Annotated in this window: 18 protein-coding genes; 5 read left to right on the top strand and 13 right to left on the bottom strand. The window is 73.6% G+C overall.

The genetic code is table 11. The features are described 5' to 3' along the window. Nucleotides 1–28: 28 nt before the first annotated feature. A complete protein-coding gene (locus tag ACZ7DY_RS10405; RefSeq protein ID WP_471132669.1) occupies nt 29–1504 on the top strand; it encodes an APC family permease in 1476 nt (491 codons plus the stop codon). Nucleotides 1505–1559: 55 nt separating this feature from the next. Then, nucleotides 1560–3140 carry an amidohydrolase gene (locus ACZ7DY_RS10400; RefSeq protein ID WP_471132666.1) on the top strand — a complete coding sequence of 527 codons (1581 nt, stop codon included), beginning with the start codon at nt 1560–1562 and terminating at the stop codon, nt 3138–3140. Nucleotides 3141–3156: 16 nt separating this feature from the next. Here ACZ7DY_RS10400 and ACZ7DY_RS10395 read toward each other — a convergent pair whose 3' ends face one another. Beyond that, nucleotides 3157–4008: a phosphatase PAP2 family protein gene (locus ACZ7DY_RS10395; RefSeq protein WP_471132664.1), complete on the bottom strand. Its 852-nt coding sequence runs from the start codon at nt 4006–4008 to the stop codon at nt 3157–3159. A gap of 148 nt (nt 4009–4156) precedes the next feature. Beyond that, complete coding sequence (locus tag ACZ7DY_RS10390; protein ID WP_471132661.1) at nt 4157–5803, bottom strand: glycoside hydrolase family 13 protein; 1647 nt, start codon at nt 5801–5803, stop codon at nt 4157–4159. Between the two features lie 459 nt (nt 5804–6262). On the opposite strand from ACZ7DY_RS10390, the gene ACZ7DY_RS10385 reads away from it, so the two are divergent. Further along, nucleotides 6263–7885 carry a SpoIIE family protein phosphatase gene (locus ACZ7DY_RS10385; protein ID WP_471132658.1) on the top strand — a complete coding sequence of 541 codons (1623 nt, stop codon included), beginning with the start codon at nt 6263–6265 and terminating at the stop codon, nt 7883–7885. Here ACZ7DY_RS10385 and ACZ7DY_RS10380 read toward each other — a convergent pair. The 7 genes from ACZ7DY_RS10380 to ACZ7DY_RS10350 form a co-directional block, all read right to left on the bottom strand. After that, entirely contained in the window at nt 7882–8406 is a 525-nt protein-coding gene (locus tag ACZ7DY_RS10380; protein ID WP_471132655.1) for a GNAT family N-acetyltransferase, read from the bottom strand. The genes ACZ7DY_RS10385 and ACZ7DY_RS10380 overlap by 4 nt on opposite strands. Continuing rightward, the gene (locus ACZ7DY_RS10375; RefSeq protein ID WP_471132654.1) at nt 8403–9119 is read right to left on the bottom strand and encodes a TetR/AcrR family transcriptional regulator; all 717 of its coding nucleotides are present in this window, start codon (nt 9117–9119) and stop codon (nt 8403–8405) included. Before ACZ7DY_RS10375 ends, ACZ7DY_RS10380 begins: the two co-directional genes overlap by 4 nt. Nucleotides 9120–9185: 66 nt before the next feature. Further along, nucleotides 9186–10265, bottom strand: coding sequence for a PDR/VanB family oxidoreductase (locus ACZ7DY_RS10370; protein WP_471132651.1), 1080 nt, complete (start codon nt 10263–10265; stop codon nt 9186–9188). A gap of 1 nt (nt 10266) precedes the next feature. Further along, the gene (locus tag ACZ7DY_RS10365) at nt 10267–11181 is read right to left on the bottom strand and encodes a metal-dependent hydrolase (protein ID WP_471132649.1); all 915 of its coding nucleotides are present in this window, start codon (nt 11179–11181) and stop codon (nt 10267–10269) included. Nucleotides 11182–11255: 74 nt separating this feature from the next. Further along, nucleotides 11256–13160: a hypothetical protein gene (locus ACZ7DY_RS10360; RefSeq protein WP_471132646.1), complete on the bottom strand. Its 1905-nt coding sequence runs from the start codon at nt 13158–13160 to the stop codon at nt 11256–11258. 42 nt (nt 13161–13202) lie between these two features. Further along, entirely contained in the window at nt 13203–13703 is a 501-nt protein-coding gene (locus ACZ7DY_RS10355; protein ID WP_471132643.1) for a tetratricopeptide repeat protein, read from the bottom strand. 101 nt (nt 13704–13804) lie between these two features. Further along, nucleotides 13805–16933, bottom strand: a complete 3129-nt coding sequence (locus tag ACZ7DY_RS10350; protein WP_471132640.1) for an alpha-N-acetylglucosaminidase — start codon at nt 16931–16933, stop codon at nt 13805–13807. 142 nt (nt 16934–17075) lie between these two features. Between ACZ7DY_RS10350 and ACZ7DY_RS10345 the strand changes: the two genes are divergently transcribed. Next, nucleotides 17076–17456: a hypothetical protein gene (locus tag ACZ7DY_RS10345; protein WP_471132637.1), complete on the top strand. Its 381-nt coding sequence runs from the start codon at nt 17076–17078 to the stop codon at nt 17454–17456. A gap of 19 nt (nt 17457–17475) precedes the next feature. Here the strand turns inward: ACZ7DY_RS10345 and ACZ7DY_RS10340 are convergent, their stop codons facing one another. The 3 genes from ACZ7DY_RS10340 to ACZ7DY_RS10330 all read right to left on the bottom strand — a co-directional run bounded on the left by ACZ7DY_RS10340 (nt 17476) and on the right by ACZ7DY_RS10330 (nt 20820). Next, entirely contained in the window at nt 17476–18843 is a 1368-nt protein-coding gene (locus ACZ7DY_RS10340; RefSeq protein WP_471132634.1) for a DUF1996 domain-containing protein, read from the bottom strand. A gap of 64 nt (nt 18844–18907) precedes the next feature. Further along, nucleotides 18908–19558 (bottom strand): LuxR C-terminal-related transcriptional regulator, encoded by a 651-nt coding sequence (locus tag ACZ7DY_RS10335; protein WP_471132632.1) that lies wholly within the window; start codon nt 19556–19558, stop codon nt 18908–18910. Further along, nucleotides 19543–20820 (bottom strand): sensor histidine kinase, encoded by a 1278-nt coding sequence (locus ACZ7DY_RS10330; protein WP_471132630.1) that lies wholly within the window; start codon nt 20818–20820, stop codon nt 19543–19545. The genes ACZ7DY_RS10335 and ACZ7DY_RS10330 overlap by 16 nt, the downstream gene beginning before the upstream one ends. Before the next feature lie 249 nt (nt 20821–21069). Between ACZ7DY_RS10330 and ACZ7DY_RS10325 the strand changes: the two genes are divergently transcribed. After that, nucleotides 21070–23259, top strand: coding sequence for an MMPL family transporter (locus ACZ7DY_RS10325; RefSeq protein WP_471132627.1), 2190 nt, complete (start codon nt 21070–21072; stop codon nt 23257–23259). Between the two features lie 64 nt (nt 23260–23323). Here ACZ7DY_RS10325 and ACZ7DY_RS10320 read toward each other — a convergent pair whose 3' ends face one another. Then, a complete protein-coding gene (locus ACZ7DY_RS10320) occupies nt 23324–24313 on the bottom strand; it encodes an NAD-dependent epimerase/dehydratase family protein (protein WP_471132624.1) in 990 nt (329 codons plus the stop codon). Between the last annotated feature and the right edge of the window lie 70 nt (nt 24314–24383).

The following is a 24383-nucleotide window of genomic DNA, read 5'->3' as shown; positions in this document are numbered from 1 at the left end:
TGCCCCCTGCCGCAGAAGGGCCGCCTCCATGGCCGTCACGCTCCGCACCGGCTCCCTCGGCACCGCCGACATCGCCTTCTTCGTGGTCTCCGCCGCGGCCCCGCTCACCGTCATGGCGGGCGTCGCCCCCATCGCCATCTCCCTGGGCGGCATCGGCGCCCCCGTCGGCTACCTCCTCGCCGGCCTCACCCTCGCCGTCTTCGCCGTCGGCTTCACCACCATGAGCCGCCATGTCCGCAGCGGCGGCGCCTTCTACGCGTACATCACCCGGGGCCTCGGCCGCCCGGCGGGCATCGCCGCCGCGCTCCTCGCCATGCTCGGCTACAACGGCATGGAGATCGGCGTCTACGGCCTGCTCGGCAGCGCCACCCAGGACACCGCGCACGCCCTCTTCGGCGCCGACATCCCCTGGCTCCCGGTCTCCCTCGCCGGCCTGCTGCTCATCTGGTACGGCGGTTTCCGGTCCATCGACTTCGGCGCCCGGCTCCTCGGCGTCCTCCTCCTCGCCGAGACCGGCATCCTCGTCCTGCTCGCCGCCGGCGTCCTCGCCGAGGGCGGCGCCGACGGACTCGGGGTGCGCGGCCTCGCGCCCCACCACGTCCTCGTACCCGGCACCGCCGCCGTACTGGCCTTCGCCTTCGCCGCGTTCACCGGATTCGAGTCCACCGTCATCTACCGCCGCGAGGCCCGCGACCCCGACCGCACCGTGCCCCGCGCCACCTACATCGCCGTCGCCTTCCTCGGCCTCTTCTACGCCTTCGTCGTCTGGACCGTCATCCAGGCCTTCGGCGAGACCAAGGTCGTCGCGGCGGCCGGCGACGACCCCGCCGGGCTCTTCTTCGCCGCCATCACCACCTACGTCGGCCCCTGGGCCGCCGACCTCATGCACGTCCTCATCGTCACCAGCGTCCTCGCCTCCCTGCTCGCCTTCCACAACGCCATCAACCGCTACGGCCTCTCCCTCGCCGAAGAGGGCGTCCTGCCCGCGGCGTTCGGCCGCGTCCACCCGCGCCACCGCTCGCCGCACCTCGCGGGCGCCGCGCAGACCGCGCTCGGCGCGGCGGTCGTGCTCGCCTTCGCCGCCGCCGGCGCGGACCCATACCAACAGCTGCTCCTATGGGTCAACACCCCCGGAATGATCGGCCTGTTGGCGCTCCAGCTGCTCGCCGCGGTCGCCGTCCCCTGCTACTTCCGCCGGATCAGCCACCAGGAGGGCGCACTGCGCACCGTCGTCGCGCCGCTCGCCGCGACCGTGCTGCTCACCGCCGCCCTCGTCCTTGTCGTCACCCACCTCGACCTGTTCACCGGCGCATCGCCGCTCGTGAACACCGTCCTCGCCGCGATCGTCCCCGCGGTCCTCCTCCTCGGTCTCGCGCTCGCACGGCGCCTGCGCACGAGCAGACCCGAGGTGTACGAGAACTTCGCCGCGGAACCGGAACCGGAACCGGAACCGGAACCAGACCCGGCCCCGGCGCTCCCGTCCTCGTCCACCGGACGGGCCTGAACCCCCGCCCCGGCGGACCGGCCCCCTCGCCCCCCCACCCGAACGGAGTCCCCCCATGCCCGCAGCCGACCTCGTCCTCACCGGCGCCGACATCCGCACCCTCGACCCCGGCCGGCCCCGCGCCCGCGCCCTCGCCGTCCGTGACGGCCTGATCGTCGCCGTGGGCGACCACGCCGACGTACGCGAGCTGCGCGGACCCGGCACCGAGCTGATCGACCTCGCCGGCGCCACCCTCACCCCGGGCCTCGTCGACGCGCACAGCCACCCGGTGTGGGGCCTGGAGATGGCCACCGGCACCGACCTCTCCGCCGTCGGCGACCTGGACGCCCTGCGGGCCGCCCTGCGCGGCGCCGAACGGACCGACGGATGGGTCCTGGCCTGGGGGCTCGACCACAACGCGTTCGGCGGGCGGCCCGTCGACCGGGCGCTCGTCGAGGACGCGCTGGACGGCGCGCCCGCCTTCATCCGCCTCTACGACGGGCACTCCGCCCTGGTCAGCGGGGCCGCGCTGCGCGCCGCCGGGGTCGAGGGGCCGCGCGAGTTCCCCCAGCGGTCCACCGTCGTGTGCGACGCCGACGGGCGCCCCACCGGCCACCTCGTCGAACACGCCGCCATGGACCTCGTCCAGGCCGTGGCGCCCCGGCCCTCGTACGCCGAGCGCCGCGCCCGCCTGGTCCGGCTGCTCTCCGACATGGCGGCCACCGGCCTGACCGGCGCCCACGTCATGGACCTCGGCGACGGGGACGTACCGCGGCTGCTCGCCTCGGTCGAGGAGGAGGGCGACCTGCCGATGCGGCTGCGGCTCGCGCCCTGGTGCATGCCCGGCGTCGGGTCCGAAGGGATCGACGCGATCATCGCCCTGCAGGCCGAGGCGGGCCGCCTGTGGCGGGTCGGCGGCGCCAAGTTCTTCATGGACGGCACCGTCGAGGGCGGCACGGCCTGGCTGGAACACGCGGACTGCCACGGCCAGGGCACGGACGCCTTCTGGCCGGACCCCGCGGCGTACGCGGACGCCGTGCGGCTGCTGCACGCCGCGGGGGTGCGCACGGCGACCCACGCCATCGGCGACGCGGCCGTGCGGCATGTGCTGGACACCGTGGCCTCCCTGGGCCCGGACGGCCGCCTCGCGCACCGGATCGAGCACATCGAGACCGTGCCGGACGACACGATCCCGCGCTTCGCCGAGCTGGGCGTCATCGCCTCGATGCAGCCGCCGCACACCGCCTACACGCGGGCCGACCACAGCGACGAGTGGTCGAAGCGGCTGGGCGCGGAGCGGGCCGCGCGGGCGTGGCGGATGCGGGACCTCAGGGACGCCGGCGCCGTCGTGGCCCTCGGCTCGGACTGGCCGATCGCCCCCTACGACGCCCGCCAGGTGCTGGCCACCGCCCGCGTCCCCCGGGGCGCGGCGGGCCCGGCGCAGGGCCTGACGGGGCTCATGGCGCTGGAGGGCTGCACGTCGCACGCGGCCGTGGCGGCGGGGGAGAGCCGGGTGGCGGGACGGATCGCGCCGGGGTTCCGGGCCGACCTCACCGCCTTCGGCCTCGATCCGGTGACCGCGGCCCCGGACGAGGTGGCGCAGGCACCGGTGCGGCTGACGGTGACCGGCGGACACATCACGTACCGCGACGCCTGAATCCGGCGGACACGCCCTACGGCGTGTCCGGGACCTCGCGCGGCAGCGCGTACGGCAGCGCGCCGTACCAGAGCCGGACCACCAGGAAGCCGAAGGCCAGGCAGATCATGCCGCCGACCGCGTCCAGCCAGAAGTGGTTGGCCGTGGCCACGATCACGACGAGCGTCGCCGTGGGGTAGAGCAGGCCGAGCACCCGCACCCACGGCACCGACGCCAGCGCGAAGATCGTGAGGCCGCACCAGAGCGACCAGCCGATGTGCATCGACGGCATCGCCGCGTACTGGTTCGACATGTTCTTCAGGTCGCCGGAGGCCATGGAGCCCCACGTGTGGTGGACGACCACGGTGTCGATGAAGGTGGAGCCGTTCATCAGGCGCGGGGGCGCCAGCGGATACAGGTAGTAGCCGACCAGGGCCACCGCCGTCGTCGCGAACAGGGCCAGGCGCGTGGCCGCGTACCGGCCGGGATGGCTACGGAAAAGCCACACCAGGACGCCGAGCGTCACCACGAAATGCAGCGTGGCGTAGTAGTAGTTCATGCCGACGATGAGCCATGTCACGGAGTCCACGGCGTGGTTGACGCTCCGCTCGACCGCTATCCCCAGGTCGTGTTCGAGGCGCCAGATCCAGTCCGCGTTGCTCAGCGCCTGGGACTTCTGTTCCGGCACGGCGTTGCGGATCAGCGAGTACGTCCAGTAACTCACCGCGATCAGCAGGATCTCGAACCAGAGCCGGGGGCGGCGCGGGGTTCGGAAACGGTCGAGACGACGTGCGGAATTCCGCCCACTGCGGTCGTCCTGCTCGCCCGCACTGGGTGATGAAGCGGGCCTCTGCCGGCCCTCAAGTGTCGTCACGGTCGTCTCACCCATAGGGACAGAGTCTGCCAGATCCCCACCCTTCGACCGATCATCCCCTGGTCGGGTTCGGCCCGCATTCTCTACGCCAGAGGAACGAGACCGCGATCCGGGTGTGGCCCTAGGGGCGCCTGGGCAAGAAACCGGTTGAACCGCGAACCGCTCAGGCCGACCACCAGACCGCGGAATCCGCCGGAAGCACCACCCGCGCGGCGTCGGCGCCATCCGCAAGGTCGGTGCTGGCGAGCAGCGGCGTGCCGGGGGCGGGCAGCGGCACGGGCGCTCCGGTGAGGTTCACCGTACAGACGAACGCGCCGCCGGGGGCCGTACGGCTAAAGGCGAGCACGCCCTCGGGGGACGGCAGCCACGCGATGTCCCGGCCCGCGCCGAGGGCCGGGTGGGCCCGCCGCACGGCGAGCGCCCGCCGGTAGAACTCCAGCGTCGACGCCGGGTCACCGGTCTGCGCCGCCACCGACAGGCTCCGCCAGGAGTCCGGCTGCGGCAGCCAGCTCGGTCCGCCTTCCTCGGGCCCGAAACCGAACGGCGGCCGCAGCCCGGACCAGGGCAGCGGCACCCGGCAGCCGTCACGGGTGCCGTCCTGCCCGGTGCCGCGGAAGAACGCCGGGTCCTGGCGCACCTCGTCCGGCAGGTCGGTGACCTCGGGGAGGCCGAGCTCCTCGCCCTGGTAGAGGTAGGCGGAACCGGGCAGCGCCAGCATCAGCAGCGTGGCGGCCCGGGCCCGGCGCAGGCCGCGGGCCCCGTCGCCGTCGGCGAGGCGCGTGGCGTGCCGTACGACGTCGTGGTTGGAGAGCACCCAGGTGGCGGGCGCGTCCACGGCGTTCATCGCCGCCAGGGAGCGGTCGATGACGGCGCGCAGCGCGGCCGCGTCCCACTCCGTCGTCAGATACTCGAAGTTGAAGGCCTGGTGCAGCTCGTCGCGGCGCAGGTACCGGGCGCTGCGCTCCACCGTCGGGGTCCACGCCTCGGCGACGGCGATCCGCTCGGTGCCGCCGTACTCGTCGAGGATCCGGCGCCAGTCCCGGTAGATGGCGTGCACGCCGTCCTGGTCGAAGTACGGCACGGCCTGCTTGCCGAGCAGCTTGACCTGCTCGCCGTGGCCGATGTCCGGCAGACCCGACGCCTTGACCAGGCCGTGCGCGACGTCGATGCGGAAGCCGTCGACGCCCAGGTCGAGCCAGAAGCGCAGGACGGAGCGGAACTCCTCGTGGACGTCCGGATCGTCCCAGTTGAAGTCCGGCTGCTCGGGCGCGAAGAGGTGGAGGTACCACTCGCCGTCCTCGACGCGGGTCCAGGCCGGGCCGCCGAACACCGACTCCCAGTCGTTCGGCGGGAGTTCACCGTCCACGCCCTTGCCGGGCCGGAAGTGGAAGCGGCCGCGCGCCGCCGATCCCGGGCCCGCGCGCAACGCCTCGCGGAACCACGCGTGGCGGTCGGAACAGTGGTTCGGCACGATGTCGAAGATGACGCGCAGACCGAGCGCGTGCGCCTCGCGGATGAGGTCGTCGGCGTCGGTGAGGGTGCCGAACATGGGGTCCACGGCGCGGTAGTCGGCCACGTCGTAGCCCGCGTCGGCCTGCGGCGAGGCGTAGAAGGGGGAGAGCCAGACGGCGTCCACGCCCAGGTCGCGCAGGTACGGCAGACGGGCCGTGATGCCGCGCAGGTCCCCCATGCCGTCGCCGTTGCCGTCGGCGAAGCTGCGCGGGTAGACCTGGTAGATGACCGCGTCACGCCACCAGTGACGGGCGGACGCGGAGTCGGTGGCGGGCGCGGCGGTGACGTTCTGGGTCATGAAGTCCCTCGGCGTTGCGGCGAGTTGCGTGGGGCACCGGGCCGGCGTTCGGTTCCGGTGGGCGGCGCCGGTGACGGGTCGGTCACCTCGGTGAACGGCGCGCACGAGGCGAAGGTCACGACGGTGCCCGCCGCGGCGGGCACATGCCGTACGCCTATCCGCAGACGCGCGGGACCACACCCGGCGACCGGCAGGTCCGGGCGGGCGGCCCCACCGGGCCCCCACCGCGTCCCCGCTCCGGCCCCCGGTCACGACCCTGCCCCGAGGGGCCGCAGATCCTATCGGCAAAACCGCGTCGCACGAGGGAAGTCGCGGGATCTTCACCGGTCCCGGTCGTAGCCGCGTCATCATCTCCCGGATCGCCGCCCGGAGCGCTAATTTGGTCGGGCAGGCCCGAGGGAGGTCTGCCCCACCAGCCCCAAAGGGCCCCGCGTGAGCGTCAACGGCAAAGCAGGCACCATGATTCTGGTGGTCGACGACGTCGCCGCCAGCCGATACGCGCTGGGCGCGGTGCTGCGCAGGGACGGCCACCGGGTCGTCCTCGCCGCCAGCGCGGCCGAGGCACTCATCGAGCTCGACCTGCGCCGGCGCAGCGGAGACCTGCCGGACGTGGCCCTCGTCGACGTCGGCCTGCCCGACATGAGCGGCTTCGAACTCTGCCGCCGCCTCAAGGAGTCGCCGCCCTTCGCCGCCCTGCCCGTCGTGCACTTCTCCGCGGCGAGGACCGCCCCCGCCGACCGGTGCCGCGGCCTCGACGCGGGCGGCGAGGCCTATCTGACGGTGCCCGCCGAACCGGAGGAGATCCAGGCCGTCGTGCGCGCCGCCGCCCGCGGCGCACGCCACCGCAGCGACGCCGAGGCGCAGGCCGGACACCTCACCCGGCTCGCCGAGACCATCCTCGACGTGCAGTCCGCCCGCTGTCCGCGCGAGCTGGCCGAGGCCGCCGCGTCCGGCACGGCCCGCCTCACCCACGGCCCGGCCGCCGCCTTCGTCCTCGGCGACGACGGGGAGCTCCACCGGGGCCTGTCCCGGCGCAGGGCCACCGCCTCGCTGCCCGACGACGGGGCGCACGCCGCGGTCGCCCGCCTCATCCAGCGCGACATGTCGGGCCGGGTGGGGGTGCGCGACACCGTCGTCCCCGCGCCCCTGTGGCCGGCCGGCTTCTTCCACGTCGAGCCGTCCGCGGGCCGCGTCCTGCCCGACGGCGCCCGGCTCGCCCTGGCCCGCGCCCGCGAGGGGTGCGCGCCCGTCTGCCTCGCCACCCCCGCGTACACCCAGGGACTGCTCCCCGACACCGGGCGGCTCGTGGGCCGGCTCGCCCACGCCACCGCCGTCGCCGCGGAACGCCTGCTCATGTACGAGGTGGAGCGCCACATCGCCCTCACCCTCCAGCGCAGCTTCCTGCCGGCGCACGTGCCGCAGATCCCCGGCACCGAAGTCGTCGTCCGCTACGAACCGGCCTCCCGCGACACGGAGATCGGCGGCGACTTCTACGCCTCGCTCGGCACCCCGCAGGGCCTGCTCACCGGCATCGGCGACGTCGTCGGCCACTCCCTGGAGGCCGCCACGGTGATGGTCGAGATCCGGCACGCGCTGCGCGCCTACTGCGTCGAGGACGCCGACCCCGGCACGCTCGCCCGCCGCCTCGACAGAATGCTGCAGCGCTACCACCCCGAGGTGACGGCCACCCTCTGCCTGGCCCTCGTCGACCCGGCCACCGGACGCACCCGCATCGCCAACGCCGGACACATCCCGCCGCTCGTCGTCGGCGACGACGGCACCGCCACCTATATCCGGGCGAAGGGCCCGCTGCTCGGCCTCGGCCTCGACAGGCCGCCCACCACCGAGACGGTCCTGCGCCCCACCGACCGGCTCCTCATGGTCACCGACGGCCTCATCGAGACCCGCGGCATCGACCTCGCGGTCTGCATGGAGCACCTGCGCACCGTCGCCGCCGACGCGCCGCAGGGCGTCGCCGCCCTCTGCGACACGCTCCTCGCCTGCCTGGGCCACGACCGCGAGGACGACATCGCGCTCCTCGCGATGCGCCTGTGTCCGGAGACGCGGGAGGACGGGGGTTAGCCGAGCGGCTTCTCCAGGAGCAGTACGCCGTACCGGCTGCCGTCCGCGGCGCGTTTGTCCGCGAGCTCGCCGACGACGGTGTAGCCGGCCTCCTCGTAGTACGCGCGCAGCCGGGTACTGGACGTCACGCAGTCCAGGCGGGCCAGGGTGCGCCCCGCCGCGGCGATCCGCCGCTCGGCGTCCGCGAGCAGCTCGCGGCCGGTGCCCGCGGGCGCGCCCCGGCGCGTCATCAGTCGGTGCACATATCCCGCCACCGGCGGCTGCACGCCCCAGGCCTGCTCGTCGGACCACCACAGCTCGTACGCCCCGAGCGCCGTGCCGTCGTCCCCGCCGCCGGCGAGCCACACCTGCGTCTCCGCGGACCCGATCAGCCGGTGGAAGTGGTGCTCGTCCTTGGCGCCGGGCTGCCACTGGACGATGCCGCGGTCCAGCATCCAGCGGGCCGCGCCCTCGTAGAGGGAGACGAGCGTGCCGACGTCGTCGGCCGTCGCGGGCCGGACGGAGAGATGTGTGGTGGTCACGGGGCGAGCGTAACCAACCGGCCGATCAGCTCGGCGAACGGGCCGTCGGACGGCTCCGAGGCGAGGATGGAGCGCAGCAGCTCCGCCATCTCGGCGTCGTACGCGGCGCTCACCGCGGCCAGCGCCGCGAAGTCGTGCACCAGCTGCAACTCCAGCTCCGCGCGCGGGATGCGGCGGCCGTCCAGCCAGATCAGCGCCGTCGACTCGGCCAGCGAGATCCAGGAGCGCACGACGAGTTCGAGCCGGGCGGGCGGATCGGTGATCCCCAGATGCGCGAGGATCTGGTCGTACGCCGCCTGCCGCACCGAATCGATCAGCGCGTTCGTCGTCGAGACGGCCTCCCGGGCATAGGCGCCGCCCGCCGAGACCGCGGGCCCGCCCCGCATCAGCGCGGAGAAACCGGGGCCGTGCTCGTCGACGAAGGAGAGGAAGCGGCCCATCACCCGCAGCAGCCGGGCGCCGAGGGGCCCTTCGCGCGGCTCCACGAACCGGTCGGCCAGATCCTCCGCGGCCCGGCGCAACGCCGCCTCGTACAGGCTGAGTTTGCCGGGGAAGTAGTGGTAGACCAGCGGGCGCGAGATGCCCGCGGCCGCTGCTATCTCGTCGATGGAGACGTCGTCCGGCGAGCGGTGGCTGAACAGTTCGAGCGCGACCCCGATCAACTGCTCCCGCCGCTCCTCGACACCCATCCTGCGGCGCACCCCGGTTGTCATACGAACACCTTACCGAGCGGAACCGGCCCTTTGCCGGACCGGCCCGTCTCCGCCCGCCCGCTCGACTCACATGTCGAGCACGAGCCGTTCGCCGCGCGCCCGCGAGACGCAGATGAGCATGGAACCGGCGCGCTCGCCGTCCGTGAGGAGCTCGTCGCGGTGGTCGATCTCCCCTTCCACGACGCGCTGTTGGCACGTACCGCAGAAACCCTGCTCGCAGCTGTAGGCGGTGTCGGGCAGCTCGGCGCGGACGGCGGCGAGCACCGTGGTGTCCGCGGCGACCGCCACCGTACGGCCGCTGCGCCGCAGTTCGACCTCGAAGGCGGTGTCGCCGCCCTGCCCCGGCGAGGGCGCGACGGGTGAGAACCGCTCCAGGTGCAGCGAGCACCCCTCGGGCAGCGCCGCGCCGACCGCGTCCATCAGCGGCCCGGGACCACAGACATGGACGGCGGCGCCCCGCGGCGTCCCGTCGAGGAAGGCGGCCAGGTCCGGCAGCCCGTCCTCGTCGTCGGCGACGACGGTGACCCGCTGCCGTCCGGCGCCGCCCAGCTTCTCGACCTCTTCGAGGAACGGCATCGAGGCACGCGACCGGCCCCCGTAGAGCAGCCGCCACGGCGCCCCGGAGGCCTCGACGGCCCGCACCATCGGCAGGACCGGCGTGATCCCGATGCCGCCCGCCACGAAGACGTACGAGGGGGCGTCGGCGAGCGGGAAGCGGTTGCGCGGCCCGCGCACCTCCACCTCCATGCCCTCCCGCAGCTGCTCGTGGACCTCGCGCGAGCCGCCCCTGCCGCCCTGTCCGGCGGCGATCAGGCGCGTCGCCACGGTGTACGAGGAGGAGTCCTCGGGGTCGCCGCAGAGCGAGTACTGCCGTACGAGCCCCGACGGCAGGACGAGGTCGACGTGGGCGCCGGGCTCCCACGCGGGCAGACCGGGCCCCTCCAGGCGGAGTTGGACGACGCCGTCGGCGACCGTCTCGTGCCGGGTGACGAGGAGCCGGCGCGCCCGGGAGCGCGGCCGGCCGGAGACGGGCTCCTCTAGGGCGGGCAGCGGCCACAGCGGGGACGCCTCGATGCGGCGGCGCATCGCCCGCCTGGCGACCAGGGCGGCGCCCGCGACGAGGGCGACGGTGCGGATGCGGGGCATGTCAGGCGCTCCCCTTCTCGGCGGCGCCGGCGGCCACGGCTGCGGGCGAGGTGGCGAGATAGGCGACGGCCTGCTCCGTGCTGCCCTCCTGGGAGGGGTGGTAGCTCCGGCTGAGGTAGCGGGGGATGGAGCGGAACATGGCGCCCGCGGTGGGCAGCGTCCCCGCCTTCCCGCTGCGGTGGAAGTCTTTGAAGGTCGCCTTGCCGTCGACGAGCGTCGGATCGTTCTCCATGAAGAACCGCGCCCCGCGCTGCCAGAGGAAGACCAGGGCGCTGAACGCGGTCGCCCAGGTCCTGGCCCGGCGCCGGTAGCCGCCGTCGACGTGCATGAACAGCTCGAAGGCGACGGAGCGGTGCTCGACCTCCTCCGCGCCGTGCCAGCGCAGCAGGTCGAGCATGGTGGGGTCGGCGCCCCTGCGGTCCAGCTCCTCGGCGTTGAGCACCCAGTTGCCGAGGAACGCGGTGTAGTGCTCGATGGCCGCGATCATCGCGACGCGCTCCATCAGCCACCACTCGCGCGCCTTGCCCGGCGGCAGCGTCCGGTCGCCGAGCAGCTTCTCGAAGAGCCAGTCGACCTGCGCGGTGTACGGCGTCGGGTCGAGCCCCTGCTCCTTGAGGTGCGGGAGCACCTCGTCGTGGGCCTGCGCGTGCATGGCCTCCTGGCCGATAAACCCGATGACGTCCTCGCGCAGCCTCTCGTCGCGGATGAGCGGCAGCACCTGCTTGTAGACGTGCACGAACCAGCGTTCACCCGCGGGCAGCAGCAGGTGCAGCACGTTGATCATGTGCGTGGTGAACGGGTCGTCCGGCAGCCAGTGGAGCGGGGTCTTCTCCCAGGAGAAGGAGACGTTGCGTGCCTTGAGCGGTATGCGCTCGGACGCGACGGGCTCGGGCGCCCTGCTCTGCGTATTAGACATGGCGTCAATGTACTGAGCGGTAGTTCGGCGGTACAGGGGTCTGCGCCCGGAACTTCCGCCGCGTCCGTCGGCTCCTACCGCAGCGGGGTCAGCTTCCGGCCGTCCGGCAGGGTGCCGGTCAGGCTGAGCTGCGCGTCCCGCTCGGTCCGCGCCGCCAGGACGTTGCCCTGCCCGCGCGCGCCGCCCGTCGCGGAGATCGACGTCACCTCCTTGTTGCCGGCGGCCAGCAGGTACCAGTTGCCCGCGCGGGACTTCCAGCGGACCCCCGCGAGCACCCGGGGGTCGCGGCTGCCGCACGCGGGGGAGTCCTCGGCCTTGGCGGCGACGGCGCCCGCGGGCCCGTCGGCCGTCTCGAACTGGGCGAGGATCCGGGTCCCCGCGCCCCGCCAGGTCTCGGCGCGGGTGCAGACCCAGTCGGCGACGCCGTTGGCCTCGGGCAGCGGCTGACGGGCGTACGTCCAGGAGTTCACGGTCCGCACGCCGTGCGAGCGGACCGTCGCGAGGGAACAGGCGGACTTCGACCACTCGCCGGGCGTGGCCTCGCGCGGCGCCTCGGGCCGGCCCGCGGTCAGATGGGCGGGCACGAGCTCGCCGAGATCGGTCGACATGCGCACCGCGCCGGAGTGGTCGCGCAGCCGCAGCGCGTTCCACGACGTGCAGCGGCCACTCTGGGCGGGCCCCGCGAAGGGGTCGGTGACACCGCCGGAACGGTGCAGGGCGACCGCCCGGGAGGCGGGCTTCAGCAGGTCCTGCACCGCCACCGACCTGATCCAGGGCGCGGTCAGATAGCGGATGTTCCCGTCGGCGCGGTCGACGACGACGGCGTTCGCCTCGGTGCCGGTGGCACCGTCCACGCGCGCGAAGTCCAGCGCGGCCCCGCCGGTGCCCTCGCGGGGCTCGGCGTACCGCACGATGCGCAGGCCGTCGTAGAGCAGCACCACGCGCGCGGAGTCGACGTCACCGGCGAAGAGCAGCTGGGCGGGTCCGGGCGGTGCCCCCGCCGGGGTGCCCGGGGTCGCGGAGACCTGCACGGACTCGCCGGGCCTCGCCCAGACGGCGAGCGCGCGGCGGAGCAGTTCCCGGTCGCCGATGAGGTTCCCGCGTGCGGGCCACACCGTGAAGTCGGTGCGCGAGGAACGTTTCCACGCCGACGCGGTCGCCACGGTCAACTGCCCCGGATCGAGGGCGGCCTGCCCCGCGGGGTTGCGCGCGTACGGGGGAGCGGCGGCGCCGTCGGGCCCCCAGCCGTCGCCCGGCAGCCCGAGCAGGGCCCCGCAGACCAGCGCGGCGGCGGCCGCGACACCCGCGGCCTTCATGTGCTGCCTGCGCCTCATCAGATCCGTCGGCCTCGCCTGCAGCGAGCAGGGGTCGAACTCCGGGGAGGCGAGCAGGCCGTACCGGTCCTCGACCTCATCGGCCTCGTCGAGGGCGTCCTCGGGGTCGCCGCAACCCGCCGCGGCGAGGACGGCACAGGCACCGGCGTCGTCGAGCCCTTCGAGGCCCCGCAGGACGTAGGCGGCGCGGCCCGCGCCGGACAGGGCGGCGAGCTCCTGGTCCAGGGCGAGTTCGTCGGCCCCGCCCGAGCGCGGGAAGAGCCGCAGCCCGCGCACCTGGGGCAGCAGGGGCGGCAGCTGCGCCCGCTTGGGCCAGGCCGTCCACCGCAGGGGGAGCCCGGCGTCGAGGGCGCCGCGCAGCACCTGCAGCCGTACGTACGCGTATCCGGGGTCGCCCTGGGGGCCGGTGCCCCGCTGCGCCGGGACGACGGCCGCGTCACCCGTCTTGCGGTTGCGGGGCAGCGCGCGCTGGGTGAGGGCGTGGGCGGTCAGGACCCGGCGGTTGCGGCCGAGGCCCGGCGGCAGCACGAGGTAGGCGAGCCGGACCAGCCGCGGGTAGTGCTCGACGAGCGCGGCCTCGGCCTGCTCCACGTCGACGACGGGAGCGGGGCCGCTGGGCTTCGGGGACTTCGGGGGTGACTGCACATTCGACGACACGTTCAGCAAAACGAGCGAATCGTCGGATGGTCACCTCCCGGGCGGGACGTCCTCCATGAGCGCGCGGGCGTAATGGCCCATCGACCGCTGGTAGCGGGGCAGATGGGGCGCAAGGGCGCCGAGCACCAGGGAGAGTCCCTCGCGCTCGCGTCCGAGGCTCGCCAGGCACAGGGCGAGACAGGCGCGCACGGCGTCGTCCAACTCGTCCGACGGCGCGTCCAGTTCGGGGGTGAGCAGGGCGACGGCCTCCTCGGCGCGTCCCGTGTTGCGCAGCGAACTCGCCAGCTGAATGGCGGTGCGCCGCTTGCGGTATCCGGTCAGTCCGCGGTCCAGGGCCTCCTGGTAGAGGGGCACGGCGCGGTCGGAGTGACCGGTCGAATCGAAGGCGCAGGCCCGCTCGAAGAGGCCGACGGGGTCCCCTTCGGGCAGCTCGGCGACGAGCGCGTCGATCACGCGGCGGAACTCCGCCTCGTCGAGGTCGTCCAGCGTGTCCCAGGCCGCCCCGAGCCGCTTCTCCCAGTCATGATCCATGCGGTCACCCTGGCACCGCCGGTGCCCTCACGTCACCCCTTTTTCCCGGGCCCTTCGGCGCGGGGGCGAGGACGGCCCCGGCCCCGCGCCGATTGCGCCCCCTATGTCACCTTCCACCCGCTGAATTCCACGGTGCCGCGCTCCCCGTCGCCCCCGTTCGTGGCGCTCATGAAGAGCCCCGCGTCCTGGGAGCCGGCCGCCCCGGCCACCGTCACCCGCGCCACCGTCCGCCACGACGCCCCCTCGTCCGTGGAGCACGCCCCGGTGAAGGAGTCGCCCTCCCGGGAGAGCCGCAGGAGCACCGGCGCCTTGATCCCCGTCAGCCGCTTGTACGTGTCCAGCGTGCCGTCACCGTTCGTGTCGTACGACAGCACGACCCCGTTGGCGGGCGTCACCGCGAGGTCCACGAACCCGCGGGAGCCGGGGGTGCCCAGCGCCGCGCGGCTGATGATGCCCGCTCGCGCCCACGGCCCCGTGACCTCCTGCGCGTCGACCCGTACGGTCACGGACACCCCGTCCCGCAGTACGTCCTGCCGGTACAGCGTCCCGAACTCCGTCGTGCCCTTCCACAGGTCCGCACCGCCGCCGTTGATCGCGTACCGCCCGGCCAGCTCCCCGAAGACGGCACCGTTGTTCGTGTACGTCTTCCAGGCGCCGCTCAACGGCCCCGCCTCGAACAGGGTCCCGTCGTGGACGGTGCGCACACGCGGCTCGCCGGCCGGACCGTACTTCACGGCGATCTCGTACGGCATCGGGCGCAGCGGCCGGTCGAGCGGCGTGTCGGGGGTCGTGGCCCGCCACGCCACCTTGCCCGTCCCCGCGGGCGCGACCCGCGGCAGGGAGACCGTGCCGGACGGCTCCGCGTCGAGACCCGTCAACGTGAAGTCGACGCGCCCCGTGGCCCGCAACCCGTTGACGTTGCGGAAGACGGCCTCCAGGCGGGTGGAGCCGCCCGGCGGGATGGTGGACGGCTCGGCGGTGACGGTCAGAGTGCCCTGGTAGGGCGCCCGCGCCAGGACGTCCCGTACGCGCGCGGCGGTCCGGTACGCGGGGGCGACCGGCCGCAGCGGATAGTCCTTGCGCTCCCGGGTCCACGGCTCCTCGAACGCGAACCAGTCGACCGTCCGCGGCGCCCGCCCGGCGGCCAGCGCGTCGGTGAGCTCGTCGAGCCACTTCTGCCACCGGGGCACGTAGAAGTCGGCCATGAGGCCCTGCCACTCGCGGTTGGCGTAGTCGTGCAGCCTGCCGCCGTCGGACGTGGCGCGCCCTCCCCACACGGTGATCAGCACCTTGGCGGTCCGCTCGAACTCGGCGCGCTCGGCGTCGTTCGTCCCCATCCGCCGGGCGGCCGCCACCCAGGGGCCGAGCAGGAACGCCGGGTCGGTCCCGGTCACCTCGTCCGAGAGCCGCATCAGCCGCAGCCACAGCGTCGACAGCGTCCGGAAGGTCTCCTCGTCCTTTCGCGCGTACGCCGCCCGCAGCTGCGGCAGGAGCTGCCGGCTGCGGTGGGCGAGCGCCTGCCGGGCCACGTCGACCAGGTCGTACCGGTAGGCGGCGCTGGTGCGCAGCGCGCCGCCCACGCCGAGCAGCCCGGCGAGCGCGGCGTCGAACCGGCCGGGGTCGTAGGTGAGGGCGCGCGGCGCGTACTCGGCGGCGCGGGCGGCGGCGAGGTCGGGCCGCGCGGCGAACAGCGAGTCGTGCGCGTCGCTGCGCTCCACGGCGGTGTGCTGGTAGGCGGTGTCGTTCAGCGCCCGCCAGGCGGCCCGCGCGGACCGGTCGCGTGCGCCGTACCGGAAGTCGGCGTAGGAGGAGAACCAGGAGGCCCGGTCCACCGGGGCCTTCGTCCAGGCGAGCTCCGAGAAGAGCTCGAAGGCGGCGGGGTCACGGTCGGCGGCCTCGGGCATGTACGCGGTGCCGGCCAGGGCGCTGCCCGCCTTGTCGCGCCAGGCGAAGAACTTCTCGTTCCAGATGTGGGTGCGCGCCCCGATCGTGGTGCGTCCGCCGAAGTTGGGGATGGTCCCGAACGCGTACGGGGTGCCGCCCCAGTCCTTCTCCCGGTCCGTCACGCTGGCGTACCGGTCACAGACGCCGTCGACGATCAGTATCCGCCGCTTGTCGACGGCGTCGAGCAGCTCCGGAAGCGGATTGGCTTCCCAGCCGAGAATCACCCAGGTGGCTCCGGGCCGCGCCTTCTGGAGGGCGGCCTCGACCCCCCGGGCGGCGGCGGGCACGGGCACGTCGCCCGCGGTGCCGCCCTCGTGCAGCAGGTCCATCTTGAAGTGGTCGGCGGGCCCGAAGAGACGCTTCTGGTGCCGGTAGAAGGAGGCGGCGACCTTCGCGAACGCGTCCGTGCGCGGGTCGAGCCAGTCGGGCCGGTGGAACCCGTGCCAGGTGCCCTGCGGCACCACGCGCGCGTCGCCGCCGTTGCGCTCGACGAAGCCGTCCGGCACATGTCCGTAGTAGCCGGGGAAGACCGGCGCGATGCCCAGCTCGCGCAGCCGCCCGACGATGCGCCGGCCCAACTCGACCCGCTCGTCGATGAGTTCGTGCGAGAGGGGGCCGCCGTAGTCGGAGAGGTTCTGCAGCAGCCACCAGGGCTGGTGCGAGGGGGCGGGCAGCCAGGCCCTGGCCTCGGCGTCGGAGTAGCCGAACTCCTGCAACACCCGGTGGTACACGGCCTCGGCACCCGCGATGACCAGGACTTCGTTGCAGCCGTGCAGGGCGAGTACGTCGATCATCCGCTCCCAGTACGCCCAGTCGGCGTGCGGGGCGGTGTACCCGTCGTTGGTGTCGTTGAGGGCGAACCGGTGGGGGAGCGTGGTGGAACGTTCCAGCGGCCTGGCCGGCGCGGGCAGCCGGTGCGGCAGCTCCAACTGGCTGCCGTTCCAGGTGATATGGGCGCCGCACACGTACTTCAGGTACCAGTGGACGCCGGTGAGCAGCACGGCGGGCGTCGTGCCGGTGACCTGGATCCGCCCTGTGGTGCCGGTGACCCGGAAGCGGTCCTCGTGGCCGCGCGCCGGGACGAGTCTGAGACGGAGCTGCTCCGCGTGGCGCGGCAGAAGTCTGTTGAGTGCCGAGCGCGCGGAATCCGTATCGAAGGCGGGGCCCCCGGCGGACTCCGTGGGGCCATCGGCGGCGTGGGCCGGCAGCGGCATCCCGGTGGCGGCGGCGCCGAGGCCGAGCGCGCCGGCGGTGCCGAGCACGGAACGTCGGGACAGTTCGGACATGTGTACCCCCTGAGGGTGAAGGCTGCGGCGCACGGTAGCCGTGCCGCCCCCCGCGCTCAACGGTGGAGAGGGAGATGGCGTGTTCAAGTCGCCGGGAGAGGCTGGTGTGACGATGAGGGCAGCACGGAGCGCGCTTTCGGGCATGGCTGTGGGAGGTCTGCTGATGGTGCTGGGGTGCGGCTCGGGGGGTGACGGCACGCCGGACACGGCGAGCGGCAGCCTGGAGCAGCTGGCGGCCGAGGCGGGGTGCAGGCCCGAGATCCGGACGGACGCGGCCGAACTGCGCCAGGCCACCTGTGAGAACGGTGCCCGGCGCTACGTCCTCGTAACCTTTACGGACGCCCGTGGCCAGGCCGAATGGCTCGACGAGGCGGACGACTACGGGGGCACGTACCTCGTCGGCGGGTCCTGGGTGGCGGTCGGCGGCGCCCGGGACATCGCGGCCCTGCGCGGCCGGCTGGGCGGGACCGTGGTGGACGCCGCGGGGAGACACGGCGGCCACCACGATCACCGCATGGGCTGAACGATTGTCGGACGATCGGTCAGGTGCAGCGCTGCCCCGCGTTGACGCACTGCGCGACGCGCCGCATCAGACGCTCGTCGAAGACGTTGATGAAGTCGCCGTGGTCGGTGACCGGCTTGTGCAACTGCTCGGGGAACGAGTCGACGGCGAAGCCGGGGCCCGGCGGCACGTCGTACACGATGCGCTGCACGAGCTGCGGAATGGCGCGGAAGCCCTGTGGGCAGGCGCCGGTGCGCGGGTCGGTGAAGGCGACGTGGGTGCGGTGGTTGGCGCTGTCGGTGTTCCGCCCGTCCCAGCAGCTCTGGAAGCGGAACGTCCGTACGACCTTGCTGCCCTCGGGGCAGATCGGGTACTTGTCCTTCAGCTGCCGGTTCTCGAACCCGGTGCAGCTCCAGGAGGCGTTGGCGTTGGCGTCGCCGTTGGTGAAGGCCTTGGCGTCGCCGGTGATGATGCGCAGGAAGCGCGGCATCGGCACGACCTTGCTCCGCGGGTTGCCGACGAACTTCAGCGAGACCGCCGCCGGGGTCTGGATCTCGCCGACGTTCTGGTCCCGGCCGCCGCCGTCGGCCCCGGCGTCGTTCTCGTCCTTGCCGTTCTGCAGCCTCAGCACGGGCCAGTAGTAGGTCGACCTGTCGCCCCGGTTGCGGCAGCTCGTCCCGCCGTTCGCGAGATCGCCGTCGTCGGAGAAGGCGTCGGTGGCCTGGTTGCCCACGTAGTCGTGCATGTGGTGCGCGCCGTTGCTGACGCCGGGGGCCACGATGACGTTGTCCGGGTTGAACTTGCCGTTCTCGTTCCGGCCGCAGTCGGTGGTGAAGGTGCCCCGGGAGGCGCCGCGGCCGTCGCGGGGGCGGCCCGCGCCGGGCCGGACGGACTGGATCGGAACGAAGTCACCGGCCTCGGGGCCGTTGCCGCTCTGGCCCTGGCCCTGTCCGGGCTGCCGGTCGTCCGCGCGCAGGGTGCACGGCGCCATGCCGTCCAGGCCGTCGGGCCGGGCGCCGGAGTCGGCCAGCGCGTCGCCGATCCGGCCGAGCGTGCCGCGCCGTTCCTCCTCCAGCGGAGGCAGGACGGACTGCTTGTCCCGCACCCGGCCGAACCGGTCGTAGGCCCGGGTGATCTGGGTGTCCAGCTCGGCCAGGCCCCTGTCGACCTCGCCGCGCGCCCCGCGCGGGACCTCCGGTAGCCGGTTCCCCACGTCCGGACAGCTGATGGTCGACACCTGCTGGGCGGCGTTCTGGGGCGGCGGCCGGTCCGCGCCCTCTTCGGCGTTGGCGTAGACGTTCACGGCGACGAGACCTCCGCCGCCCAGCAGCAGCGCCGCGGACGCGGCGACCATGCGACCCGCGAGCCTTGATCGTTTTCGTGAAGTACGTCCCTTTGTGCGTCCCATGGGGCTACATACGCATCAAGGGCCCGGCGTGTTCAGCGCCCCTGGGCTTCAGCGCTCCTGGTCTTCAGCGCCCCTGGTCCAGGTAGGCGAGGACGGCTAGCACGCGCCGGTTGTCGTCGTCGGAGACCGCCAGATCCAGTTTGCCGAAGATGTTGGAGGTGTGTTTGGCGATGGCCCGCTCGGTGACGACCAGTTGCGCGGCGATCGCCGCGTTCGAGCGTCCCTGCGCCATGAGTTCGAGCACCTCGCGCTCACGCGGGGTGAGCGCGCCGAGCGGCTGGTCCGCCGAGCGCCGCGAGAGGAGCTGCTGGATGACCTGCGGGTCCATCGCGGTGCCGCCGGCCGCGACCCGGCGCACGGCGTCGATGAACTGCGCCGCGTCGAAGACCCGGTCCTTGAGGAGGTAGCCCACCCCGCCGTTGCCGTCGGCAAGCAGCTCGCGCGCGTACAACTGCTCCACGTGCTGCGAGAGGACCAGGACGGGCAGCCCCGGCCGGGCCCGGCGCGCGGCGAGCGCGCACTGCAGGCCCTCGTCGGTGTGGGACGGCGGAAGCCGGACGTCGACGACGGCGACGTCCGGCTGCAACTCCGCGAGGGCCTTGGTCAGTTCGGGCCCGCTCTCCACGGCCGCCGCGATCTCGAAGTCGAACGCCTCCAGCATCCGCACCAGGCCGTCGCGGAGCAGGAAGAGGTCTTCGGCTAGGACAACTCGCAAGGGATCTCCATGGTCACCATGGTCGGGCCGCCCGCGGGACTGCTGACGGCCAGTACGCCGTCGAATGTACCGAGCCGGCGTTCGACGCCGCTCAGCCCGGAGCCCGCCCCCACCACCGCCCCGCCCTTGCCGTTGTCGGTGACGGCGATGCGCAGCATGCCGTCGGCGTGGTGCATGTCCACCCAGATGCGGTCGGCGCCGGAGTGCTTGATCGCGTTGGTCAGGCTCTCGCTGACCGCGAAGTACGCGGCCGACTCGACCGGCGCCGGGGCGCGGCGCGCCAGCTCCACGTCGACCTCCGTGGCGACCGGCAGCCGCAGCGCGAGGGCCTTCACCGCGTCGCCGAGGCCGCGTTCGGCGAGGACCGGCGGATGGATGCCGCGGACCAGGTCGCGCAGCTCGGTCAGCGCCTCGCCGGAGTTCTGCCGGGCCTTGGCGAGCAGCTCCTTGGCCTTGGCGGGATCCGCGTCGATCAGCGCCTCGATGGTGCCGAGGTCCATGCCCATGGCGACAAGCCGGGCCTGCGCGCCGTCGTGCAGGTCGCGCTCGATGCGGCGCAGCTCGGCGGCGGAGTTGTCCACGGCGTCGTGCCGGGTCTCGGTCAACCGGTCGACGCGCAGGGCCAGTTCGCGCTCCCGCATGCTCGTGGTGGGCGCGAGCAGCGTACGGGCGAGGAGAAAGTGGCCGCGGATCAGGGACGGGTTGACGAAAACGCCGAGCACCAGCAGGGCCGTGCCGAGCGCCGCGGCCTGGTTCGCCGCGGACTGCGAGGTGACGTGGATGAACCCGTACCACTCGCCGCCGCCCGCTTCGTAGATCGGCTTCCAGACGCCGAGGGCGAGGACCCAGCCGTACAGCCAGTAGAGCAGCAGCGCGGGGGCGAAGATCGAGGTGAGCACTCCGCCGGTCATGTCGACCAGCAGCCACTGGAGGTCCCGCCAGGTCGCCGGGTCCTTGAGCATCAGGGAACAGCGCTCCACCTGCCCGGTGACGCCGGTGCGCAGGTCGGCGGGGAGCGCCCGGTACGGGACCGGGATGCGCACGCCCGCCCACCGGCCGGCCTGGTCGCGCCGCAGGGTCGCCCACCCCCGGACCGCCGTCAGGACGACGGGGGTGGTGAACACCCCGACCCCGAGCAGGATGAACGCGATCGACAGCACGGAGAGGACGAAGAGGGTGACCGAGCCCGCGAGCGAGAAGATCGCCAGATAGAGGCCCCGCCCTCCGGCGGCCACCGCGTTCCGTAGCCTCGTCATGGCCATGAGCCCCTCTCGTCGGATCGTCCCGCCGCCCGCTCCCGCGACCGGCACCCCCCCCATTCTGGCTGGTCGCGCCGGTGCGGGGCACTGGGTTCCGCACCCGTCCCGGGGTGTACCTGACGACACCCCCCGGCCTCGCCCTGCGCTCCGCGGAGAGGGGGCCTCGGCGGCTGGGGCGCGCACCCGCCGGTTCCTAGCGTGTGAGGCGTCATGTCCGGCGCATATACGCAGAGTTGATGGGGGCGGATCGCCATGAGGCAGAACCTCGCGGCACGAATCGGTGTGTGGAGCGCACACCACAGAAAGGCGGCCGTCCTCGGCTGGCTGGTCTTCGTGGTGCTCGCCACGGTGATCGGCGGGGGCTCCGGCATGGTCACCGCCTCCGACGACGAGATGGACGTCGGCGACTCGGCCAGGGCCGCGAAGATCCTCGAGGACGCCGGCATCGACGAGCCCGCGGCGGAGCTCGTCATGGTCAGCGCGCGGTCCGCCGACGGGTGGCGGGACGCGGCGGCCGACCTGTCCCGAGCCCTGACGGCGACCGGCGACGTACGCGGGCTGCGGGCGCCGCTGCCCTCGGACGACGGCAGGGACGCGCTGCTCCGCTTCGAGATCAAGGGCGCGTCGGACGACGCCGGCGACCGTGTGCAGCCGGTGCTCGACGCCGTCGCGAAGGCGGCGGAGGACGGGGCGGACCACGGCGTCACCGTCCACCAGTTCGGCGACGCCAGCGCCCAGAAGGCCCTCTCCGACCTGCTCTCCGACGACTTCAGGAAGGCCGAGCTGACGGCGGTGCCGCTGGCGCTCGGCATCCTCCTGATCGCCTTCGGCGCGGTGGTCGCGGCGCTGCTCCCGGTGGGGCTCGCGCTCACCGCGTGCCTTGCGGCCTTCGGACTGCTCTCGCTCGCGAGCCATCAGCTGCACCTCGCCGAGACGACGTACTCCGTGATGTTCCTGATGGGCCTCGCGGTCGGTGTCGACTACTGCCTGTTCTACCTGCGCCGCGAGCGCGACGAGCGGGCCGCCGGCCGGGACGCGGAGACGGCCCTGCGGATCGCGGCGGCCACCAGCGGACGTGCCGTCCTGGTCTCCGGCCTCACCGTGATGGTGGCGATGGCGGGCATGTTCTTCTCCGGGCTGCTCCTCTTCAAGGGCTTCGCCGTCGCCACGATCCTGGTGGTGTGCGTGGCGATGCTCGGCTCGGTCACGGTCCTGCCCGCGCTCCTCGCCTGGCTCGGCGACCGGATCGACGCCGGCCGCATCCCGTTCCTCAACCGCCGCGCCAAGAAGGGCGCGCACGCCGGCGGCGCCATCGCGGGCACCGTCCTGCGGCCCGTCCTCGCCCGCCCGAAGTTCTTCGCGGCCGGCGCCGCCGTCCTGCTGCTCGCCCTCGCCGCGCCGGCGCTCGGCATGAAGACCGAACAGCTGGGCCTGGAGAAGCAGTTCGGCTCGGACGCCCCGCTCTCCGTCTCGTACGAGAAGATCACCGAGAAGTTCCCCGGCGGGCCCGCCCCCGCCCGGGTGGTGGTGAAGGCCGACGACATCGACGCGGAGCCGGTGCGGGCCGCGCTCGGTTCGCTGACGCGGCAGGCCGGTGACGGTGCCGCGCTCACCGTGCACCGGGCGGCGGACGTCGCCGAGATCACGGTCCCGCTGCCGGGCAGCGGCACCGACGCCGAGGCGAAGAAGGCCCTCCACCGGCTGCGGGACGACACGGTCCCGGCCGCCTTCGACGGCGTGCCCGCGAAGGCGTACGTCGGTGGCGACCTGGCCTCCTCGGAGGACTTCGGCGATCAGCTGGGCAGCGGCATCCTGCCGGTCCTCGCCTTCATCACGGCGGTGACCTTCCTGCTGATGCTCCTCAGCTTCCGCTCGGTGGTGATCGCGGTGACGTCGATCGCGCTCAACCTGCTCTCGGTGGGCGCCGCCTACGGCGTGATGACCGCCGTCTTCCAGCACGGCTGGGGGGTGGAGCTGATCGGCTCGGAGAAGGCCGGCGCGATCGAGAACTGGATGCCGCTCTTCGTCCTCGTCGTCCTCTTCGGCCTGTCCATGGACTACCACGTGTTCGTGGTCTCCCGGATCCGCGAGTTCCGCGACCGGGGCATGGACAACCGCTCGGCGATCCGCGAGGGCATCACGCGCACGGCGGGCGCGGTGACCGGCGCGGCCGTGATCATGGTGGCCGTCTTCGCGGTCTTCGGCACGCTGTCCATGCAGGACATGCAGCAGATGGGCGTCGGCCTGGGAGTGGCGGTCCTGCTGGACGCCACGGTGGTCCGCATGGTCCTGCTGCCGTCCCTGATGACCCTGCTGGGCGAGCGCAACTGGCACACCCCGCGGTACCTGAGGTGGCTGCCGCAGCTCTCCCACGAGGAGGAGGCGCCGGACGCGCCGCCGCGGGCCGGGTGGCCCAACGCCCCGGTGGCGAGCGGTCGTTGACGCGGCCCTGAATGTCATGGAGCGGCCCCGGTGCCCATCGCGCACCGGGGCCGTCCCGCGCGCCTCAGAGGCCCAGCGCCTTCGCCTCCTTCTCGGGGGCGAGCCCCACCACCGGCCGGTCGGGCCGCTGCGGTGCCGTCCCGCCGATGGAGCGCAGCCACTCCCAGGTGTCGTCGACCGTGTCCGCGACGGGGCGGACCTGGAGCCCCGCCTCGATCGCCTTCCGCGAGGACGTCCGGTGCATCGTGTCGTGGAGTTCGCCGGGGGCCAGCCACACCGGCAGCTCCGTCCACTGCTCGATCCCCGCGCCGAGCACCACCTCCGGAGCCGTCCAGCGCAGCGACACGTCCGGAGCGCCGGCCGTCGCCACGCACGCGTCGAGCAGTTCGCCCATGGTGGTCAGCCCCTGCGGGCTGACCAGGTTGTACGGTCCGTGCAGCCCCGCGACGGCCGCGTCGAGGATCCACGCGGCGAGGTCGCGCACGTCGACGTACTGGATGTCCAGGTCACGCGGGCCGGGGGCGAGCACGGGGCCGCCGCGCGCGACGCGGTTCAGCCACCACGGCAGCCGCCCGATGTTCTCGTGGGGGCCGAGGATCAGCCCGGCGCGCGCGAGCACCGTCCGCCCGGCGCCGAACCCGGCGACCGCGGCCAGCTCACCGCCCCGCTTGTCCTGTGCGTACGCCGTCGCCTCCGCGTCCGGGTCGCCGTCCACCACCGGGAAGTCCTCGTCGGAGCCGGCCGCCCCGGGGTAGCGGTACACCGAACCGCTGGAGACGTACACGTACCGCTCGGCCCGCCCCGCGAGCAGCCGCGCCGATTCGCCCACCACCCGGGGCGCCGCCGACCAGGTGTCGACCACCGCGTCCCACTCGCCGTCGGCGAGTCCCGCGAGGCCGCCCTCGGCCGTGCGGTCGCCGTGCACGCTCCGGGCCCCTTCGGGCGCCGCGTGGTGACCGCGGTGGAAGACGGTCACCTCCCAGCCACGGGCGAGGGCCGCCTCGGTGACCGCGCGTCCCACGAACTCGGTACCACCCAGCATCAGAAGTCTCATGGGGGTGACTCTGCCCGCACGGGCCGCGCCGCGGAACCGGTTTCTGCTCCGGGCAGAGCCCGGCTCCGCG

Source organism: Streptomyces sp. NPDC037013, assembly GCF_055607265.1.
Note: the sequence above shows the minus strand (reverse complement) of the source record. Positions and strands in the feature narration are given on the sequence as shown.

Coding starts and splice junctions, on each gene's coding strand:
- ACZ7DY_RS10405 (WP_471132669.1), top strand. CDS start 29: ATGGCCGTCACGCTCCGCACCGGCTCCCTCGGCACCGCCGACATCGCC.
- ACZ7DY_RS10400 (WP_471132666.1), top strand. CDS start 1,560: ATGCCCGCAGCCGACCTCGTCCTCACCGGCGCCGACATCCGCACCCTC.
- ACZ7DY_RS10395 (WP_471132664.1), bottom strand. CDS start 4,008: ATGGGTGAGACGACCGTGACGACACTTGAGGGCCGGCAGAGGCCCGCT.
- ACZ7DY_RS10390 (WP_471132661.1), bottom strand. CDS start 5,803: ATGACCCAGAACGTCACCGCCGCGCCCGCCACCGACTCCGCGTCCGCC.
- ACZ7DY_RS10385 (WP_471132658.1), top strand. CDS start 6,263: ATGATTCTGGTGGTCGACGACGTCGCCGCCAGCCGATACGCGCTGGGC.
- ACZ7DY_RS10375 (WP_471132654.1), bottom strand. CDS start 9,119: ATGACAACCGGGGTGCGCCGCAGGATGGGTGTCGAGGAGCGGCGGGAG.
- ACZ7DY_RS10370 (WP_471132651.1), bottom strand. CDS start 10,265: ATGCCCCGCATCCGCACCGTCGCCCTCGTCGCGGGCGCCGCCCTGGTC.
- ACZ7DY_RS10365 (WP_471132649.1), bottom strand. CDS start 11,181: ATGTCTAATACGCAGAGCAGGGCGCCCGAGCCCGTCGCGTCCGAGCGC.
- ACZ7DY_RS10355 (WP_471132643.1), bottom strand. CDS start 13,703: ATGGATCATGACTGGGAGAAGCGGCTCGGGGCGGCCTGGGACACGCTG.
- ACZ7DY_RS10350 (WP_471132640.1), bottom strand. CDS start 16,933: ATGTCCGAACTGTCCCGACGTTCCGTGCTCGGCACCGCCGGCGCGCTC.
- ACZ7DY_RS10345 (WP_471132637.1), top strand. CDS start 17,076: ATGGCTGTGGGAGGTCTGCTGATGGTGCTGGGGTGCGGCTCGGGGGGT.
- ACZ7DY_RS10340 (WP_471132634.1), bottom strand. CDS start 18,843: ATGGGACGCACAAAGGGACGTACTTCACGAAAACGATCAAGGCTCGCG.
- ACZ7DY_RS10330 (WP_471132630.1), bottom strand. CDS start 20,820: ATGGCCATGACGAGGCTACGGAACGCGGTGGCCGCCGGAGGGCGGGGC.
- ACZ7DY_RS10325 (WP_471132627.1), top strand. CDS start 21,070: ATGAGGCAGAACCTCGCGGCACGAATCGGTGTGTGGAGCGCACACCAC.
- ACZ7DY_RS10320 (WP_471132624.1), bottom strand. CDS start 24,313: ATGAGACTTCTGATGCTGGGTGGTACCGAGTTCGTGGGACGCGCGGTC.